Annotated in this window: 17 protein-coding genes; 10 read left to right on the plus strand and 7 right to left on the minus strand. The window is 58.0% G+C overall.

Annotated features, from left to right (window positions below; all coding sequences use genetic code 11):
- From potF to KHQ28_RS27255, 8 genes are all read left to right on the plus strand, one after another.
- On the plus strand, nucleotides 1-918 hold a 918-nt coding region (gene potF, locus KHQ28_RS27220; RefSeq protein ID WP_211777758.1), incomplete at its 5' end, for a spermidine/putrescine ABC transporter substrate-binding protein PotF.
- A 163-nt stretch (nucleotides 919-1081) separates the two neighbouring features.
- On the plus strand, nucleotides 1082-2215 hold the full coding sequence (gene potG / locus KHQ28_RS27225) for a putrescine ABC transporter ATP-binding subunit PotG (protein WP_002896370.1): 1134 nt from the start codon (nucleotides 1082-1084) through the stop codon (nucleotides 2213-2215).
- A 10-nt stretch (nucleotides 2216-2225) separates the two neighbouring features.
- A complete protein-coding gene (gene potH, locus KHQ28_RS27230) occupies nucleotides 2226-3179 on the plus strand; it encodes a putrescine ABC transporter permease PotH (protein WP_002896371.1) in 954 nt (317 codons plus the stop codon).
- Nucleotides 3176-4021 carry a putrescine ABC transporter permease PotI gene (potI, locus tag KHQ28_RS27235; protein WP_032419147.1) on the plus strand — a complete coding sequence of 282 codons (846 nt, stop codon included), beginning with the start codon at nucleotides 3176-3178 and terminating at the stop codon, nucleotides 4019-4021. The genes potH and potI overlap by 4 nt, the downstream gene beginning before the upstream one ends.
- A gap of 57 nt (nucleotides 4022-4078) precedes the next feature.
- Nucleotides 4079-4567, plus strand: coding sequence for a YbjO family protein (locus KHQ28_RS27240; RefSeq protein ID WP_002896376.1), 489 nt, complete (start codon nucleotides 4079-4081; stop codon nucleotides 4565-4567).
- A gap of 41 nt (nucleotides 4568-4608) precedes the next feature.
- Nucleotides 4609-5736, plus strand: a complete 1128-nt coding sequence (gene rlmC / locus KHQ28_RS27245) for a 23S rRNA (uracil(747)-C(5))-methyltransferase RlmC (protein ID WP_002896378.1) — start codon at nucleotides 4609-4611, stop codon at nucleotides 5734-5736.
- Nucleotides 5737-5814: 78 nt separating this feature from the next.
- Entirely contained in the window at nucleotides 5815-6531 is a 717-nt protein-coding gene (locus KHQ28_RS27250) for a response regulator transcription factor (protein WP_002896380.1), read from the plus strand.
- Nucleotides 6528-8000 (plus strand): ATP-binding protein, encoded by a 1473-nt coding sequence (locus KHQ28_RS27255; RefSeq protein WP_032419146.1) that lies wholly within the window; start codon nucleotides 6528-6530, stop codon nucleotides 7998-8000. Before KHQ28_RS27250 ends, KHQ28_RS27255 begins: the two co-directional genes overlap by 4 nt.
- An 86-nt stretch (nucleotides 8001-8086) precedes the next feature.
- Here the strand turns inward: KHQ28_RS27255 and artJ are convergent, their stop codons facing one another.
- From artJ to KHQ28_RS27285, 6 genes are all read right to left on the minus strand, one after another.
- Nucleotides 8087-8818, minus strand: coding sequence for an arginine ABC transporter substrate-binding protein ArtJ (gene artJ, locus KHQ28_RS27260; RefSeq protein ID WP_002896384.1), 732 nt, complete (start codon nucleotides 8816-8818; stop codon nucleotides 8087-8089).
- 183 nt (nucleotides 8819-9001) lie between these two features.
- The gene (gene artM / locus KHQ28_RS27265; protein ID WP_004141917.1) at nucleotides 9002-9670 is read right to left on the minus strand and encodes an arginine ABC transporter permease ArtM; all 669 of its coding nucleotides are present in this window, start codon (nucleotides 9668-9670) and stop codon (nucleotides 9002-9004) included.
- Nucleotides 9670-10386, minus strand: coding sequence for an arginine ABC transporter permease ArtQ (artQ, locus tag KHQ28_RS27270; RefSeq protein ID WP_002896386.1), 717 nt, complete (start codon nucleotides 10384-10386; stop codon nucleotides 9670-9672). Before artQ ends, artM begins: the two co-directional genes overlap by 1 nt.
- 6 nt (nucleotides 10387-10392) lie before the next feature.
- Complete coding sequence (gene artI, locus KHQ28_RS27275; RefSeq protein ID WP_002896390.1) at nucleotides 10393-11124, minus strand: arginine ABC transporter substrate-binding protein ArtI; 732 nt, start codon at nucleotides 11122-11124, stop codon at nucleotides 10393-10395.
- Nucleotides 11125-11144: 20 nt separating this feature from the next.
- A complete protein-coding gene (artP, locus tag KHQ28_RS27280) occupies nucleotides 11145-11873 on the minus strand; it encodes an arginine ABC transporter ATP-binding protein ArtP (RefSeq protein ID WP_032419144.1) in 729 nt (242 codons plus the stop codon).
- 226 nt (nucleotides 11874-12099) lie between these two features.
- On the minus strand, nucleotides 12100-12615 hold the full coding sequence (locus tag KHQ28_RS27285; protein WP_002896394.1) for a lipoprotein: 516 nt from the start codon (nucleotides 12613-12615) through the stop codon (nucleotides 12100-12102).
- An 876-nt stretch (nucleotides 12616-13491) separates the two neighbouring features.
- On the opposite strand from KHQ28_RS27285, the gene KHQ28_RS27290 reads away from it, so the two are divergent.
- Together KHQ28_RS27290 and KHQ28_RS27295 are read left to right on the plus strand one after the other, a co-directional pair.
- Nucleotides 13492-14631 carry a GGDEF domain-containing protein gene (locus tag KHQ28_RS27290; protein WP_004176708.1) on the plus strand — a complete coding sequence of 380 codons (1140 nt, stop codon included), beginning with the start codon at nucleotides 13492-13494 and terminating at the stop codon, nucleotides 14629-14631.
- 31 nt (nucleotides 14632-14662) lie between these two features.
- A complete protein-coding gene (locus KHQ28_RS27295; protein ID WP_064147915.1) occupies nucleotides 14663-15493 on the plus strand; it encodes an N-acetylmuramoyl-L-alanine amidase in 831 nt (276 codons plus the stop codon).
- Here KHQ28_RS27295 and KHQ28_RS27300 read toward each other — a convergent pair.
- A partial coding sequence (locus tag KHQ28_RS27300) for an NAD(P)-dependent oxidoreductase (RefSeq protein WP_211777759.1) occupies nucleotides 15490-16188 on the minus strand: 699 nt, incomplete at its 5' end. The two genes, KHQ28_RS27295 and KHQ28_RS27300, sit on opposite strands and share 4 nt — an antisense overlap.

Here is a 16188-nt window from a genome sequence, read left to right on the forward strand (position 1 = left end):
GAAGTGCTGGAAGGCAAATTAATGGCGGGTAGCACCGGTTTCGACCTGGTGGTGCCGTCGGCAAGCTTCCTCGAACGCCAGCTGGCGGCGGGCGTGTTCCAGCCGCTGGATAAAAGTAAGCTGCCCAACTGGAAGAACCTTGACCCCGAAGTGCTGAAGCTGGTCGCCAAGCATGACCCGGAGAATAAATACGCCATGCCTTACCTGTGGGCGACGACGGGCATTGGCTACAACGTGGATAAGGTGAAAGCCGTTCTCGGCAAAGATGCGCCGGTGGACAGCTGGGATCTGGTGCTGAAGCCGGAGAACCTCGAAAAACTGAAAAGCTGCGGCGTCTCCTTCCTCGACGCGCCGGAAGAGATTTTCGCCACCGTGCTGAACTACCTCGGCAAAGATCCGAACAGCAGCAAAGCGGATGATTACACCGGCCCGGCGACCGATCTGCTGCTGAAGCTGCGGCCGAACATTCGCTACTTCCACTCTTCGCAATATATTAACGACCTTGCCAATGGCGACATCTGCGTGGCGATCGGCTGGGCAGGGGACGTCTGGCAGGCGGCCAACCGCGCGAAAGAGGCGAAGAACGGCGTCAATGTCTCCTACTTTATTCCGAAGGAAGGCGCGCTGGCGTTCTTTGACGTCTTTGCCATGCCGGCCGACGCGAAGAATAAAGATGAAGCCTATCAGTTCCTTAACTATCTGATGCGTCCGGACGTCATCGCCAAAATCAGCGACCAGGTGTTCTACGCCAACGGCAACAAGGCTTCCACGCCGCTGGTCAGCGAGACTATCCGTAACAACCCGGCGATTTATCCGCCAGCGGATGTGTTCGCCAAACTGTTCACGCTGAAGGTGCAGGATCCGAAGATTGACCGCGTGCGCACCCGCGCGTGGACCAAAGTGAAGAGCGGCAAATAATTCCTGACGGCCCGTCGAATACGGGCCAAATCAGATCTGCACTCGCCGGGAAATAGCAGCGCGCCCGGCGAGCAGAAGCACCAGGATGGTGCAAATGCACTGTTAAGCACGAAGTATGGCACCGGACCATATGGTGATCGTTTTTTTGCCGGAGAGCACCCGATTGAACGACGTAATGCCCCGCCCACAGGCGAAAGCCCCCAAAGCGCTGACCCCGCTACTGGAAATCCGTAACTTAACCAAGTCGTTTGATGGCCAGCATGCGGTCGACGACGTCAGTCTCACTATCTACAAAGGCGAAATTTTTGCTCTGCTGGGCGCGTCAGGCTGCGGGAAATCGACGCTGCTACGCATGCTGGCGGGCTTTGAACAACCGACCGCCGGGCAGATTATGCTCGACGGCGTGGATCTGGCGCGCGTGCCGCCCTATCAGCGGCCTATTAATATGATGTTCCAGTCCTATGCCCTGTTTCCCCATATGACCGTTGAGCAGAATATTGCCTTCGGCCTGAAGCAGGACCGCCTGCCTAAGGCGGAAATCACCGCCCGGGTGCAGGAGATGCTGGCCCTGGTACATATGCAGGAGTTTGCCAAACGTAAGCCGCACCAACTCTCAGGCGGCCAGCGGCAGCGCGTCGCGTTGGCGCGCAGCCTGGCGAAACGGCCCAAGCTGCTGCTGCTTGATGAACCGATGGGGGCGCTGGATAAAAAGCTGCGCGATCGCATGCAGCTCGAGGTGGTGGATATTCTTGAGCGCGTTGGCGTGACCTGCGTGATGGTGACCCACGATCAGGAAGAAGCGATGACCATGGCGGGCCGTATCGCCATCATGAATCGCGGCAAGTTTGTGCAGATTGGCGAACCGGAAGAGATTTACGAGCACCCGACCACCCGCTACAGCGCCGAGTTTATCGGCTCGGTGAACGTCTTTGAAGGGCTGGTGAAGGAGCGGCTGGAAGACGGTCTGGTGCTAAGCTCTCCGGGACTGATGCATCCGCTGAAGGTCGACCCCGACGCCTCGGTGGTGGACAACGTGCCGGTCTGGGTGGCGCTGCGTCCGGAGAAGATCATGCTGTGCGATGAACCGCCGGCGGACGGCTACAATTTTGCCGTCGGCGAGGTGATTCATATCGCCTATCTGGGGGATCTCTCTATCTATCATGTGCGCCTGCAAAGCGGGCAGATGATCAGCGCCCAGCTGCAGAATGAACACCGCCATCGGAAAGGGACGCCCACCTGGGGCGATGAGGTGCGTTTATGCTGGGATGCTGACAGCTGCGTTGTGCTGACGGTGTGAGGAGAGGGCGATGAATACCGTTGAATCCCCGTCAGGGGCGAAAAAACCGGGCGGCTTCGCGCTGTGGGCGGCGCGCCTGCAGATGGCGCATGGCCGCAAGCTGGTGATTGCGCTGCCCTATCTATGGCTGATCCTGTTGTTTATGCTGCCGTTCCTGATCGTGTTTAAGATAAGTCTTGCCGAGATGGCGCGGGCGATCCCTCCCTACACCGAGCTGATGGAGTGGGCGGACGGCCAGCTGACGCTGACGCTTAACTTTGCCAACTTCCTACAGTTGACTGACGATCCGCTCTATTTTGAAGCTTATCTCCAGTCGCTGCAGGTGGCGGGTATCTCGACGATCTGCTGCCTGCTGCTGGGCTATCCGCTGGCCTGGGCGGTGGCGCACAGCAAGCCGTCGACGCGTAATATTCTGCTGCTGTTGGTGATCCTCCCGTCGTGGACCTCGTTTTTGATCCGCGTCTATGCCTGGATGGGGCTGCTGAAGAGCAACGGGGTGTTGAATAACTTCCTGCTGTGGTTAGGGGTTATCGATCAGCCGCTGGAGATCCTGCACACCAACCTGGCGGTGTACATCGGTATCGTGTATGCCTATCTGCCGTTTATGGTGCTGCCTATCTACACCGCGCTGACCCGCATCGACTATTCGCTGGTGGAGGCCTCGCTGGATCTCGGCGCCCGGCCGCTGAAGACCTTCTTCCAGGTGATCGTCCCGCTCACCAAAGGCGGCATTATCGCCGGCTCCATGCTGGTGTTTATCCCGGCGGTAGGCGAGTTCGTGATCCCGGAACTGCTGGGCGGGCCGGACAGCATCATGATTGGCCGCGTGCTGTGGCAGGAGTTCTTTAACAACCGCGACTGGCCGGTCGCCTCGGCGGTGGCGATTGTCATGCTGCTGTTGCTGATCGTGCCGATCATGTGGTTCCACAAGCACCAGCAAAAACAGATGGGAGAGCAGGGATGAACGACTTGCCGGTAGTACGCTCGCCGTGGAGCATTCTGATCCTCGTGCTCGGGTTCACCTTCCTCTACGCCCCGATGCTGATGCTGGTGATCTACTCGTTCAACAGCTCGAAGCTGGTAACGGTCTGGGCCGGATGGTCGACGCGCTGGTATAGCGAACTGTTCCACGATGATGCGATGATGAGCGCGGTAGGATTGAGCCTGACCATCGCCGCCTGCGCGGCGACGGCGGCGGCGATCCTCGGTACCATCGCCGCGGTGGTGATGGTGCGCTTTGGGCGTTTTCGCGGCTCCAACGGCTTCGCGTTTATGATCACCGCGCCGCTGGTCATGCCGGACGTGATCACCGGTCTCTCGCTGCTGCTGCTGTTCGTGGCGCTGGGACATGCCATCGGCTGGCCGTCGGACCGCGGCATGTTGACCATCTGGCTGGCGCATGTCACCTTCTGTACCGCCTACGTGGCGGTGGTGATCTCCTCGCGCCTGCGCGAGCTGGACCACTCCATTGAAGAGGCGGCGATGGATCTTGGCGCCGCGCCGCTGAAGGTCTTCTTCGTCATCACGCTGCCGATGATTATGCCAGCGGTGATCTCCGGCTGGCTGCTGGCCTTCACGCTGTCGCTGGATGACCTGGTGATCGCCAGCTTTGTCTCCGGTCCCGGGGCCACGACCTTGCCGATGCTGGTCTTCTCCAGCGTGCGCATGGGGGTAAACCCGGAGATCAACGCCCTGGCGACGCTCATCCTCGGCGTGGTCGGTATTGTTGGTTTTATCGCCTGGTATTTGATGGCCCGCGCAGAAAAGCAGCGAGTGCGCGATATCCAGCGTGCAAGACAAGGCTGAACCACCTAAAATCGGTACAGCAGCCTCCGGTCGGCGCCACCCTGTGGCGCCGTTTTCATGGAAGACATTACGTTGGGATTGTTTACGAAAACTCGCTCATCGCATGCCCGCCTTAACGTCCCTGCGCTGGTGCAGGTGGCGGCCTTTGCTATTATTTTGATTCGTGGCCTGGATCTGCTGATGATCCTCAATCTGTTGGGCCTGCAGGGGCTGAACGAATTCATACACCGCAGCGTTCAGACATGGAACCTGACGCTGGTCTTTCTCGGCAGCCTGGCGCTGGTGTTTATCGAAATCTGGTGCGCCTTCTCGCTGGTGAAAGGGCGCAACTGGGCGCGCTGGATCTATCTGCTGACGCAGATTATCGCTGCCGGCTACCTGTGGGCGGCGTCGCTGGGCTACGGGTATCCGGAGCTGTTCAGCATTCCCGGGGAATCAAAACGAGAGATTTTCCACTCGCTGGTGATGCAAAAACTGCCGGATCTGCTGGTTCTGACGCTGCTGTTCGTGCCGGCGAACTGCCGTCGCTTTTTCCGCCTGCAATAACGGTGATACAATCCCCGCCCCTGGATTTTTGAAGGTCAATTATGCATTGCGCACTCTACGACGCCGGCCGCTGCCGCTCCTGTCAATGGCTGGAGCGGCCGGTCCCGCAACAGCTCGCCGATAAAATGGCCGATCTGCGCACGCTGCTGGCGGCGATCCCGGTCGCAGCCTGGGGCGAGCCGGTCAGCGGGCCGGAGGCGGCTTTCCGTAACAAGGCTAAAATGGTGGTCAGCGGCAGCGTTGAGCGTCCGCTGTTGGGGATGCTGCACCGCGATGGCACTCCGGTGGACCTCACCGACTGCCCGCTCTATCCCGCCGAGTTTGCCCCGGTTTTTGCTGCCCTGAAGCCCTTTATCGCCCGCGCCGGGTTAACACCTTACAACGTCGCGCGCAAACGCGGGGAGCTGAAATACCTGCTGCTGACCGCCAGCCAGCAGGGGGAGATGATGCTGCGCTTCGTGCTGCGCTCAGAGGCCAAGGTGGCTCAGCTGCGCGCCGCGCTGCCGTGGCTACAGGCACAGCTGCCGCAGCTCAGCGTGATCACGGCGAATATCCAGCCGGTGCATATGGCAATCATGGAAGGTGAGCAGGAGATCTTCTTCACCGAACAGCAGGCGCTGGGGGAGGTCTTTAATGGGGTGCCGCTGTGGATCCGCCCGCAAAGCTTCTTTCAGACCAATCCGGCGGTAGCCAGCCGGCTGTACGCCACGGCCCGCGACTGGGTGCGCGCGCTGCCGGTCCAGCATATGTGGGATCTGTTTTGCGGCGTTGGGGGATTTGGCCTGCATTGCGCGACGCCGACGATGCGCCTGACCGGTATCGAGATCGCCCCGGAAGCCATCGCCTGCGCCAGACAGTCAGCCGCGCAGCTGGGACTCAGCAATCTGCATTTTCAGGCGCTGGACTCCACGCAGTTCGCCACTCACGAAGCGGATGCCCCGCAGCTGGTGCTGGTTAACCCGCCGCGCCGCGGTATTGGCGCTGAACTATGCGACTATTTAAGCCGCATGGCGCCGCCCTATATTATCTATTCCAGCTGTAACGCCCGCACCATGGCGACCGATATCGCTCGTCTTAGCGGCTATCGCGTTGAGCGGGTCCAGCTGTTTGATATGTTCCCTCACACCGCCCACTACGAAGTGCTGACCCTGCTGGTCCGCGAAGTTTAAACAAAATGTGAAGGCTTTGCGCCGCTGAAATCGGGTAAGCTTGAGGCAGCATGTTTTGTTATTGGTGGGGGGAATCTAATGGCCAAAACCATTCTGCTGGTGGAAGATGACGAGGATATAGCCACGCTGCTGCGGCTCAATCTTCAGGATGAGGGCTATCAGATCGTCCATGAAGCCGACGGCGGCCAGGCCCTCGCCCGGCTGGAGACGCAGGTCTGGGATGCGGTGATCCTCGATTTGATGCTGCCCGGCGTCGATGGTCTGGAGATCTGCCGGCGTATCCGCCAGATGACCCGCTACCTGCCGGTGATTATCATCAGCGCTCGCACCAGTGAAATGCACCGCGTGCTGGGCCTGGAGATGGGCGCCGACGACTATCTGGCGAAGCCCTTTTCACTGCTGGAGCTTATCGCCCGCGTCAAAGCGCTGTTTCGTCGCCAGGAGGCGATGGGGCAGAATCTGCTGATGGACGCCGGGCGCCTGTCCTGCCATGGCCTGAGCATCGACCCGCTGTCGCGCGAAGTGAAGCTGCGCGGCGAGACGGTGGACCTCACGCCGCGTGAATTCGACCTGCTGTATTACTTCGCCCGCCACCCAGGGGAAGTGTTTTCCCGCCTGGCGCTGCTGGAGCAGGTCTGGGGATATCAGCACGAGGGCTATGAGCATACCGTCAATACCCATATCAACCGCCTGCGCAGTAAAATCGAACGTGACCCGGCCGAGCCGGACATCATTCTTACCGTCTGGGGAAAAGGCTATAAGTTCGCCCCGGTGACGCAAGAGGCCGCCCCGTGATCCGCCGCCTGAGCCTCAGCCAGCGTCTGGCGCTGGTGGTGGTTTCCCTGCTGATGCTATGCGCGGTGGCGGTATGCGCCGTCCAGTTACACAGCAGCGCGCAGTATGGCAACGCCATGGTGCAGCGTCTGTCGTCCGGGCTGGCTCAACAGATTGTCGCCCGCGAGCCGTTGCTGGACGCCCACGGCGAGGTCAACCGGCAAACCCTGAAGTCGCTGTTTGACCGACTGATGACCTTTAATCCCAGCGTGGAGCTCTATCTGCTGTCGCCGGATGGCGACCTGCTGGCCGATGCGGCGCCGCCGGGCCATATCCAGCGCCAGCGTATCGACATGGCGCCGGTGCAGGCTTTTCTCACCGGCAGTGCGTCGCCGGTGTATGGCGACGATCCGCGCAGTCCCGACGGACGAAAAGTCTTCAGCGCCGCCCCGCTGCGCGTCGACGGCCAACTGCGCGGCTACCTGTATATCATTTTGCAGGGGGAGACGTTTAATCAGCTGGCGGCCGACGCCTGGCAAAAAACGCTGTGGAGCATTGTTCTGTGGACGCTGCTGCTGGTGGCCCTGTTTGGCATGCTGGCAGGGGGGCTGGCATGGTTCTGGGTCACCCGGCCGGTCCGCCTGCTCACCGCCCAGGTGGCGGCGAGCGGCCAGGACAGCATCAGCGCCATCAAAACCCTGGCGGCCCGCAGGCCGGAGCCCCGGCCTGGTAACGAGGTGGCGGTGCTCGAGAACCGCTTTATTGACCTTGCCCGGCAGATTGCCGATCAGTGGGATCGGCTGGCCGACAGCGATCGCCAGCGCCGTGAATTTGTGGCCAATATCTCTCACGATTTGCGCACGCCGCTGACTTCGCTGCTGGGGTATCTGGAAACGCTGACCCTGAAGGATGAATGGCTGACCGCCGAGGAGCGCAGGCAGTATCTCACCATCGCCCTGCGCCAGGGGAACAAAGTGCGCCATCTCTCGCAGCAGCTGTTTGAGCTGGCGCGACTGGAGCATGGAGGCATTAAGCCGCAGCGCGAGCGTTTCGCGATGGGGGAGCTGATTTCCGACGTGGCGCAGAAGTTTGAATTAACTGCCCGCACGCGCGAGGTGAACCTGCATATTGATGTACCGGGACCGCTGCCGCTGATTAACGCCGATGTGTCGATGATTGAGAGGGTGGTGACCAACCTGCTCGATAACGCGATGCGGCATACTCCCGTCGGCGGGGAGATCCGTCTGGCGGTCTGGCAGGAGAATCAACAGCTTCAGGTCGAAGTGGCAGACAACGGAGCGGGCGTCGATGCCGCGCTGCGTGACGATCTGTTCCAGCGGCCGTCGGCGTTGTCTACCCAGGCATCGCGGGAGGATCGCGGTGGGTTAGGGTTGCTGATTGTGAAACGAATGCTGGAGCTGCACGGGGGCGATATCAGACTGGTGGAGTCGGTAAGCGGGGCGCGGTTCAGGTTCTTCGTGCCACTTTGAGAAATCGCCGGGTGGCGGCTACGCCTTACCCGGCCAACGTGGAAGAGCGGTGGCCGGGTAAGCGCAGCGCCACCCGGCGAAAAAAGTTACTCCGGGAACCACTGGTTGCTAATTTTCTGGTAGGTACCGTCGGCCTTAATCGCTTTCAGCGCGGCGTTCAGTTTCTCCAGCAGCGCCTTGTTATCCGGGCGCACGGCAATGCCGAGTCCGGTGCCGAAGTATTGCGGGTCGGTCACTTTCGGCGTGGCTGCCCCCAGCTGCGGGTTAGTTTTCAGCCATTCGTTGACCACCGCGGTGTCGCCGAACACGCCGTCGATACGGCCATTTTTCAAATCGATAATCGCATTCTGGTAGCTGTCATAGGCGACGGTCTTCACCTCAGGATGCTTATCCTGCAGATATTTCTGGTGGGTGGTGCCGTTTTCCATGCCGATCCGTTTGCCTTTCAGGTCATCGAAAGAATGGAACGCATCTTTTTTGGCGATCACCAGCGCCGAGTTGGCGTAGTACGGGTCGGTGAAGGCCACCTGCTTGCTCCGCTCCGGCGTAATATCCATTCCGGAAATCACCGCATCATATTTCTTGAACTTCAGCGCCGGGATCAGGCTGTCAAACGCGTGGTTGGTAAAGGTACATTCTGCCTGCATTTGTTTGCACAGCGCGTGGGCCAGATCGATATCAAAGCCGACAATCTGATTATTAGCGTCCATCGATTCAAACGGCGGATAGGTTGCGGAGACGCCAAAGCTGATTTTTTCCGCGGCAGCGGCGCCGAACGCGAAAGAGGTGAGCAGTGCAGCCAGAACTAACTTTTTCATCGTGGAACTCCCGTCTGTCTATCTTATGATTATTCACCGTGTCTGCGGCATAGAGTGACAATGCCATTAAATGAATTTATATGCAATAAAAATGATTAAGTATTTCTATCGTCATAAAAAAAGACGGACAGGTGTTTGACTTGTCCGCCTTGCTGTTTGCTTTTTATGCAATATGCTCAGGTGCTAGCTACGTCGCTCGAAGGCCAGCGCTTTGCGTTCCACCAGGCGCATCAGCAGCGTCAGCAGTCCATTAACGATGAGATAGATAATCCCGGCGGCGCCGAACACCATCACGTCGTAGGTGCGTCCATACAGCAGCTGGCCGTGGCCCATCACTTCCATCAGCGTGATGGTGTAGGCCAGAGAGGTACTCTTGAAAACCAGCACCACTTCGTTGGAATAGGACGATAGCGCACGCTTAAAGGCGTACGGCAGCAGGATCGCCAGGGTATCCTTTTTACTCATCCCCAGCGCGCTACAGGACTGCCATTGCCCGTCGGGGATCGCCCGGATGGCGCCATAAAACAGCTGAGTGGTGTAGGCGGCGCTGTTGAGCGACAGAGCGATCAGGGCGCACAGCCACGGCTCGGAGATAAGATGCCACAGCCACGGATACTCCTGCAGCGAAGGGAACTGTCCCGGGCCGTAGTAGATCAGGAAGATCTGCACCAGCAGCGGCGTACCGGTAAACAAGGTGATATAGCCGCGCACTATCCATACCAGCCCCGGCGTCTTCAGGGTCAGGATAATGGTGAAGATCAGCGACAGGATCAGCGCCACGATAATCGACGCCACGGTCAGCGTCAGGCTGGTATGCAGTCCTTTCAGCAGTTCGGGTAAATAGTCGAGCATCAGCCTGGTCTCCGTTCGAAGCGCGTCGCACGCTGGTCAATCCGCTTAAGGATGTATTGACTCAACAGGGTGATGACGAGATAGATTGCCGCCGCAATGATATACCAGTTAAAGGGTTCCTGAGTGCGGGTGGCGATGCTTTTGGTCTGCAGCATCAGATCGTTGACGCTGATCAGGCTCACCAGCGCGGTGTCCTTTAGCAGCACCAGCCACTGGTTACCGAGTCCGGGCAGGGCATGGCGCCACATCTGCGGCATCACCAGACGGAAGAATATGGCCGCTTTCGACAGCCCCAGCGCCTGGCCGGACTCCCACTGGCCCTGCGGAACCGCTTTTAGCGCGCCGCGCAGCGTTTGCGAGGCGTAAGCGGCATACAGCAGCGACAGGGCGATCGCCCCGCAGAGGAACGGGCTGACGTCAAAGTTCTCAATCTGCATCTGCACCGGGATCTGCGTGAACCCGAGCGGGATGGTGAAACCGTCAGAGAGCGTCAGCAGCAGCTGGGAAGAGCCGAAATAGATAAACAGCACCACCAGAATTTCCGGTAGCCCGCGCAGGATGGTCACTATGCCGGTTGCAAGCCAGGCTACCGGGCGCCATTTCACTGACTCCAGTACCGCAAAGAGCATCGCCAGGACCAGGCCGATGACGAGCGCGCAAACGGCAAGGCCGACGGTCATCCCGGCGGCGCTTGCTAATGGAAAAATTTCGTTCATTCAGTCTTACTTCTGGAACCATTTGTTATAGATGGTCTGGTAAGTGCCGTCTTTCTTCACTTTTTCCAGCGCAGCGTTAAATTTCTGCTGCAGGTCGGTGTTGCCCTGACGTACGGCAATGCCCAGCCCGGTGCCGAAATAGGCTTTGTCGGTCACTTTATCGCCCACGGCCGCCAGCTTCGGATTGCTCTTCAGCCATTCGGTCACCACGGCGGTGTCACCAAAGACCGCGTCGATACGACCGTTCTGCAGGTCCAGCTTCGCATTCTGGTAGCTGTCGTAAGGCACGGTAGTGATTTCCGGATGTTTATCGGTGATGAATTTCTGGTGGGTGGTGCCGTTCTGCACGCCCACTTTTTTGCCCTTCAGCTGGTCAATGCTGGTGAACTTACCCTGCTGGCCGACGAACAGCGCCGAGTTGTCATAATACGGGGTAGAGAACAGCACCTGCTTTTCACGCTCCGGCGTGATGTCCATCCCGGCCATGACCGCGTCGAAACGGCGGAATTTCAGTCCCGGGATCAGGCTGTCAAAGGCCTGGTTGGTGAAGGTACAGGTGGCGTCGATCTCTTTACACAACGCGTTCGCCAGATCGACATCGAAACCGACGATCTGGTTGTTGGCGTCCACCAGCTCAAACGGAGGGTAAGAGGCCTCGGTGGCGAAACGAATGGTCTGCGCGGCGGAAGCGGAGAGGCTCATGCCTGCGAGCAGGGCGGCAATCAGTACTTTTTTCATCGTCATTTCCCCGAAAAACATCAATGTGAAAGATAGTTTTTAAACGCGTCAGTTTGCGGATGCGTGAAGCAGGAGGCATCCCCTTGCTCGACGATATGGCCATTTTCCATATACACCACCCGGCTGGCCGTCTTGCGCGCCACTTCAACTTCGTGGGTGACGATAACCTGGGTAATGCCGGTTTCAGCCAGCTCGCGGATGATGCTGACGATCTGAGCCGTGATTTCCGGGTCGAGCGCCGCGGTAGGCTCATCGAACAGCAGAACCTGCGGCTCCATCATCAGCGCGCGGGCGATAGCCACCCGCTGTTGTTGGCCGCCGGATAAATGCAGCGGGTAACGATCGCTGTACGGCTTCAGACGCAGGCGCTCCAGCAGCTTCTCTGCGCGAGCCAGCGCCTGATCCTTGCTTAACCCCAGTACGCGACAGGGGGCCTCGATCAGGTTCTGCTGTACCGTCAGGTGCGGCCACAGGTTGTATTGCTGAAAGACCATGCCGACGTTCTGACGCAGCTCGCGAATTGCTTTATCGGGCGGCGCTCTGGTGAAGTCGAATTGGTTGCCGGCGATGGATAACGAACCGGACCGCGGCATCTCCAGCAGGTTGAGTACGCGCAGCAGCGAGCTCTTCCCGGCACCGCTGGGGCCGAGCAGCACCAGCGTTTCCCCCTGCGGGCAATCCAGCGTGATGTCGAACAGCGCCTGGTGTGCGCCGTAGAAGCAATTAATGCCGTTTAGTTTAATACTCATCTGGGCAGTCTGATACGAATAGCTATTGAGGCCGCAAATACTACCTTTGGCAGAATAGTTATGCAATATTTATGCGTTAAAAGTTAAATCTAAACCACGTTTAGCTTTAAAGTTAGCACAAAATATGGCCTGGTGGGTGAGGGGGGCGCAAATGTCGGCATTCCTGGGGCGAATACCGACATTTTACCGGGGTTATCGTTTCAGCGGCGTCGCTTCAACTCCGGAATCAGCGTTTCTCCAGACTCTGTCGCAGCGTCCCGGCTGGCGCATGGCTGTTGTTGCCGAGATAGCGAACGTCATCGACGGCCCAGCACTGGCCTTCCTGGATCATCAGCACTTCATCTTTCCAGCTCTGGGTGCCCTGTTTCAGATCGACGCGCAGCGGAATATTGCGCGCATCGCGGTTCGGGATGGTGGAGGCGCTGGCGACCACGGCGCTGTCTGCCGGGGTGCTGCTGCTGGAGAACGGATTAGCCTGCAGTAATTTGCTGTTGGCGGGATCCTGGCGGGCGTCATTGAGTAACTGCGCCAGGCCGTCGCTCAGATAGGGGCGCAGCGCCGCCGGATCCTGAGTACGATTCTGGATCTGGGTGTCGTAGAATTTTTGCGCTACGTCGTCAGGGCCGCCTTCGACGCAGGGGCCGCTGCGGGTGCCATTATCTTTATAGGCCGGGGTGACGGTCGTACAGGCGCTGAGCGCCAGCGCGCAAGGGAGAAGTACAGCAAAAAGTTTGTAGCGCATGATGATTTCCTTATAAGCGAACTACGTTTTCAGTTTCCGTTAAAGCATAGCGTATAGCGTGCGGATTGTACTTGACGCAAAGAGCTAAGACCTTGATGTGGCTACAGCCTTAGGGCGGGAAATCGGCACGGGGATGACAGAATTCCGTCAGGCGCTAAAAGGCAGGGCAGTATAAAAATAAACTTAATTTTCCCGTGAACAAGAAATATTACCCCGTAAAATAGGGAAATGGCTCTTGAAAGATAAGGGTAATTATTTCTTCTTATAGATGCGAGTGGCGACGTGCATTTTTTTATCCGTATTACCGGAGGAGGGGACAATGACGCCCCCCTTGTTCATTTGTTTTTTTAATCAGCTCTTCACGGGCATCGTTGGATGCGGTTTGACCAGTAGAGGAAATGGCGCCGATTTTGGTATATTGCGTATGGACTTTATCAAAAGCTGTTTTGTTAAAATTTCTGCGGAGACGGCATTGGCCGCTTAAAACAATGCTGTACCTGCCACTAAAGCTGCATATTTAATATTCTTAGCCCCTATTGTTTATCTCGCTATCATCATGCTCTTGTTTGCATTCACCAATGAATGATTCAGATTGAACTCACACTGCTTTTTGTAAGCAAAATGCTGCAATTTAATGACGGTTAGTTAACGCTTTTAGCGAAAAGATGACGTATTTCGCAGTGCTGATGCTTGTTTTTTGAGCCGGTTACCCATCGGGAGCGGACCTGGCTGTTTTCTTCGGTCGTTAGCTGAAAATCACCCTGAGAGGCCGGAGCTGAGGGGATAGGGCGCTGACAGACATTCCCGGTAACATGGTTTATCATATAGAAAAGCAGGGGCTGCGCCCATGGTCATGCAGGTCACCAGGGAGATAAAATGTTAACAAATAAGCGAGAGCGCGCCCGGCAGCAGCGAGCCGCGTTGTGGGCCACCAGAGATAATGTCCAGCGCCATGCGCTGTCCATGAGTATGCCCTGGCTGGCCTTTGTCAATATCGCTTTTGCGTTAATGATTTTCTTCCGCAATTTTATCTTTACCTATTTTGATAAGAGGCTACTGACGCACCGGGCGGTTATTCCTTATATCGAAGCGGCGTTGATTGCGGTTATTATCATTTCGGCCATTTTAGTGATTATTGCCCTCACGCCGCGACTGGCGCAGGGACGATATACGTTGAATATCATCACCGGGCTGCTGCTGGCGCTCAGTCTGTGCTGGTCCCTGAGTAATTATTGTTTTATTTTTTTCTGGACCTTGCCCTTTGCCTGGCCGCTGCTGGTGATATTAATGACTACCGGCCTCACCGCGCTGTATCACCATTGGCCCGGCATAACCGCTTTTATGCTGCCGCTATGGGTGACCGCCTTGCTGGCGGGAATACAGCTCCACTATCACACCGAGATCCGCTTTTTGATCCTCTGGGCCATTTTTACCGCGATTTTGCTGTATGGCCGACGTATTTTGCAGCGCTGGTATGACGAAGCCTGGGATACCCACCAGGAGAATATGCAGCTTATTCAGCGGCTGGAAAGTATCGCCAACCAGGATGCCTTAACCGGAACCGCTAACCGTCGGGCGCTCAATGCTTACCTGGCGGCGATCTGGCAGCAAAAAACGCCGTTGGCGCTGATGATGATCGATGTCGATTATTTTAAGCGCTATAACGATCGCTATGGCCATCAGGCTGGTGATGAGTGCTTATCTTCTGTCGCGCAGGTGCTTAAAATGGCGGTCCGGGCGGAGGGCGATCTGGTGGCTCGCTACGGCGGCGAAGAGTTTGTCGTCGTGTTGCCCGGGGTGTCCTTAGCGCATGCCACCGCTATTGCCGAGCGCATTCAGCAGAAAATCCGCGAGGCAGGCCTACCGCACGCCGCTTCGGCGGTGGCGTCGGAGGTCACCGTGAGTATCGGGATCGTCGCCTCCGATGGCACGGTCCCGATAGAGACGCTGATCGCCCGGGCGGACAGTGCGCTGTATCAGGCGAAAAATAAAGGACGTAATCAATGGTCTTATTAACCCGGAGACGCTGCCGGGCAAGGGAGAAGGGATGAAACGGATGATGCGGATCGTGCTGCTGGCGCTGCTGCTAACCGGCTGCGCTGGGGAAAAGGGCATTATCGATCGCGACGGATACCAGCTGGACACCCGTCATCCGGCGCAGGCTGCCTATCCGCGAATAAAGGTGTTAGTGATCCACTATACGGCTGACAATTTTGATGTCTCGCTGGCCACGTTGACCGATAAAGAGGTCAGCTCCCACTATTTAATTCCTGAACAGCCCCCGCGTTATCAGCATAAACCGCGGATCTGGCAGCTGGTGCCGGAAGAGGATTTAGCCTGGCACGCCGGGGTAAGCTACTGGCGCGGTAGTACGCGCATTAACGATACCTCCATTGGCATTGAGCTGGAGAACCGCGGCTGGCAGAAGACGGCGGGCGTCAAAAGTTTTACCCCCTTTCATCCGGAACAGATTGCAGCTCTGATCCCGCTGGCGCGCGATATCATCGCCCGCTACCACATCGCGCCGCAGAATGTGGTCGCCCATGCGGATATCGCCCCGCAGCGCAAAGACGATCCGGGGCCGTTATTCCCCTGGCAACAGCTGGCGCAGCAGGGGATCGGCGCCTGGCCTGACGAGCAGCGGGTGGCCTTTTATCTCAACGGGCGGCCGGCCAGCGAGCCAGTGGACCCCGAAATCGTACTGGATTTGCTCTCGCGCTACGGCTATCAGGTGACGCCGGAGATGACCCCCGCGCAGAAGACGCGGGTGATTATCGCCTTCCAGATGCACTTCCGTCCGCAGCGCTGGGATGGGGTAGCGGATGCGCAAACCGAAGCGATAGCTGAGGCGCTGTTAGAAAAATATGGCCAGGGTTAGCGGTGTAGTTTACCGTGGTCGCGAAGCCAGGCGGCGGTGCGCACGATGCCGTCGTCAAGCGTCACCACCGGCTGATAGCCCAGCTCGTCCTGCGCGCGGGTGATATCGAGCGTAAAATCAAAGTTAAGCTTGGAGACGCCGTAGTGGGTAAACGCGGGTTCTTTGGCGGTTTTATCGCCAAAGCGCTCCATGCTGCGGGCGATAATATCCAGCATCGGATAGGGAACTGAGCGGATCCGGCATTTGATGCCGAGCTCGTCGATCAATTTCTGCACGATGCTTCGCAAGGTGCGCGGTTCGCCGTTGCTGATATTCCACGCGCGGGCGGAGGGAAGATGATCGCAGGCCGGCTGGCTCGCCAGCCACATCGCATGTACGGCGTTTTCATAATAGGTCATGTCGACCAGCGCGCTGCCGCCGCGCGGGAGCAGGACGCTGCCATAATGCTGCATCATTTGCGCCAGCCGGGGGATAAAGACTTTGTCGTGCGGCCCAAACAGGCTCTGCGGCCGCAGAATGGTAAAACGGGTATGCGGGTTAGCCTGCGCCAGCAGGTTGATCACCTCCTCGCTGGCCGCCTTGCTGCGGGCAAACTCGTTGGCGAAGCGGTGTGGACGGAAATCTTCCTGGATATCACGATGATGGTGATAATCAAAATAGAGCGATGGCGAAGAGATATGGACGAAATTGCGCAC

Source organism: Klebsiella sp. 28 (genome assembly GCF_018223905.1).
GTDB classification, from domain to species: domain Bacteria; phylum Pseudomonadota; class Gammaproteobacteria; order Enterobacterales; family Enterobacteriaceae; genus Klebsiella; species Klebsiella pneumoniae.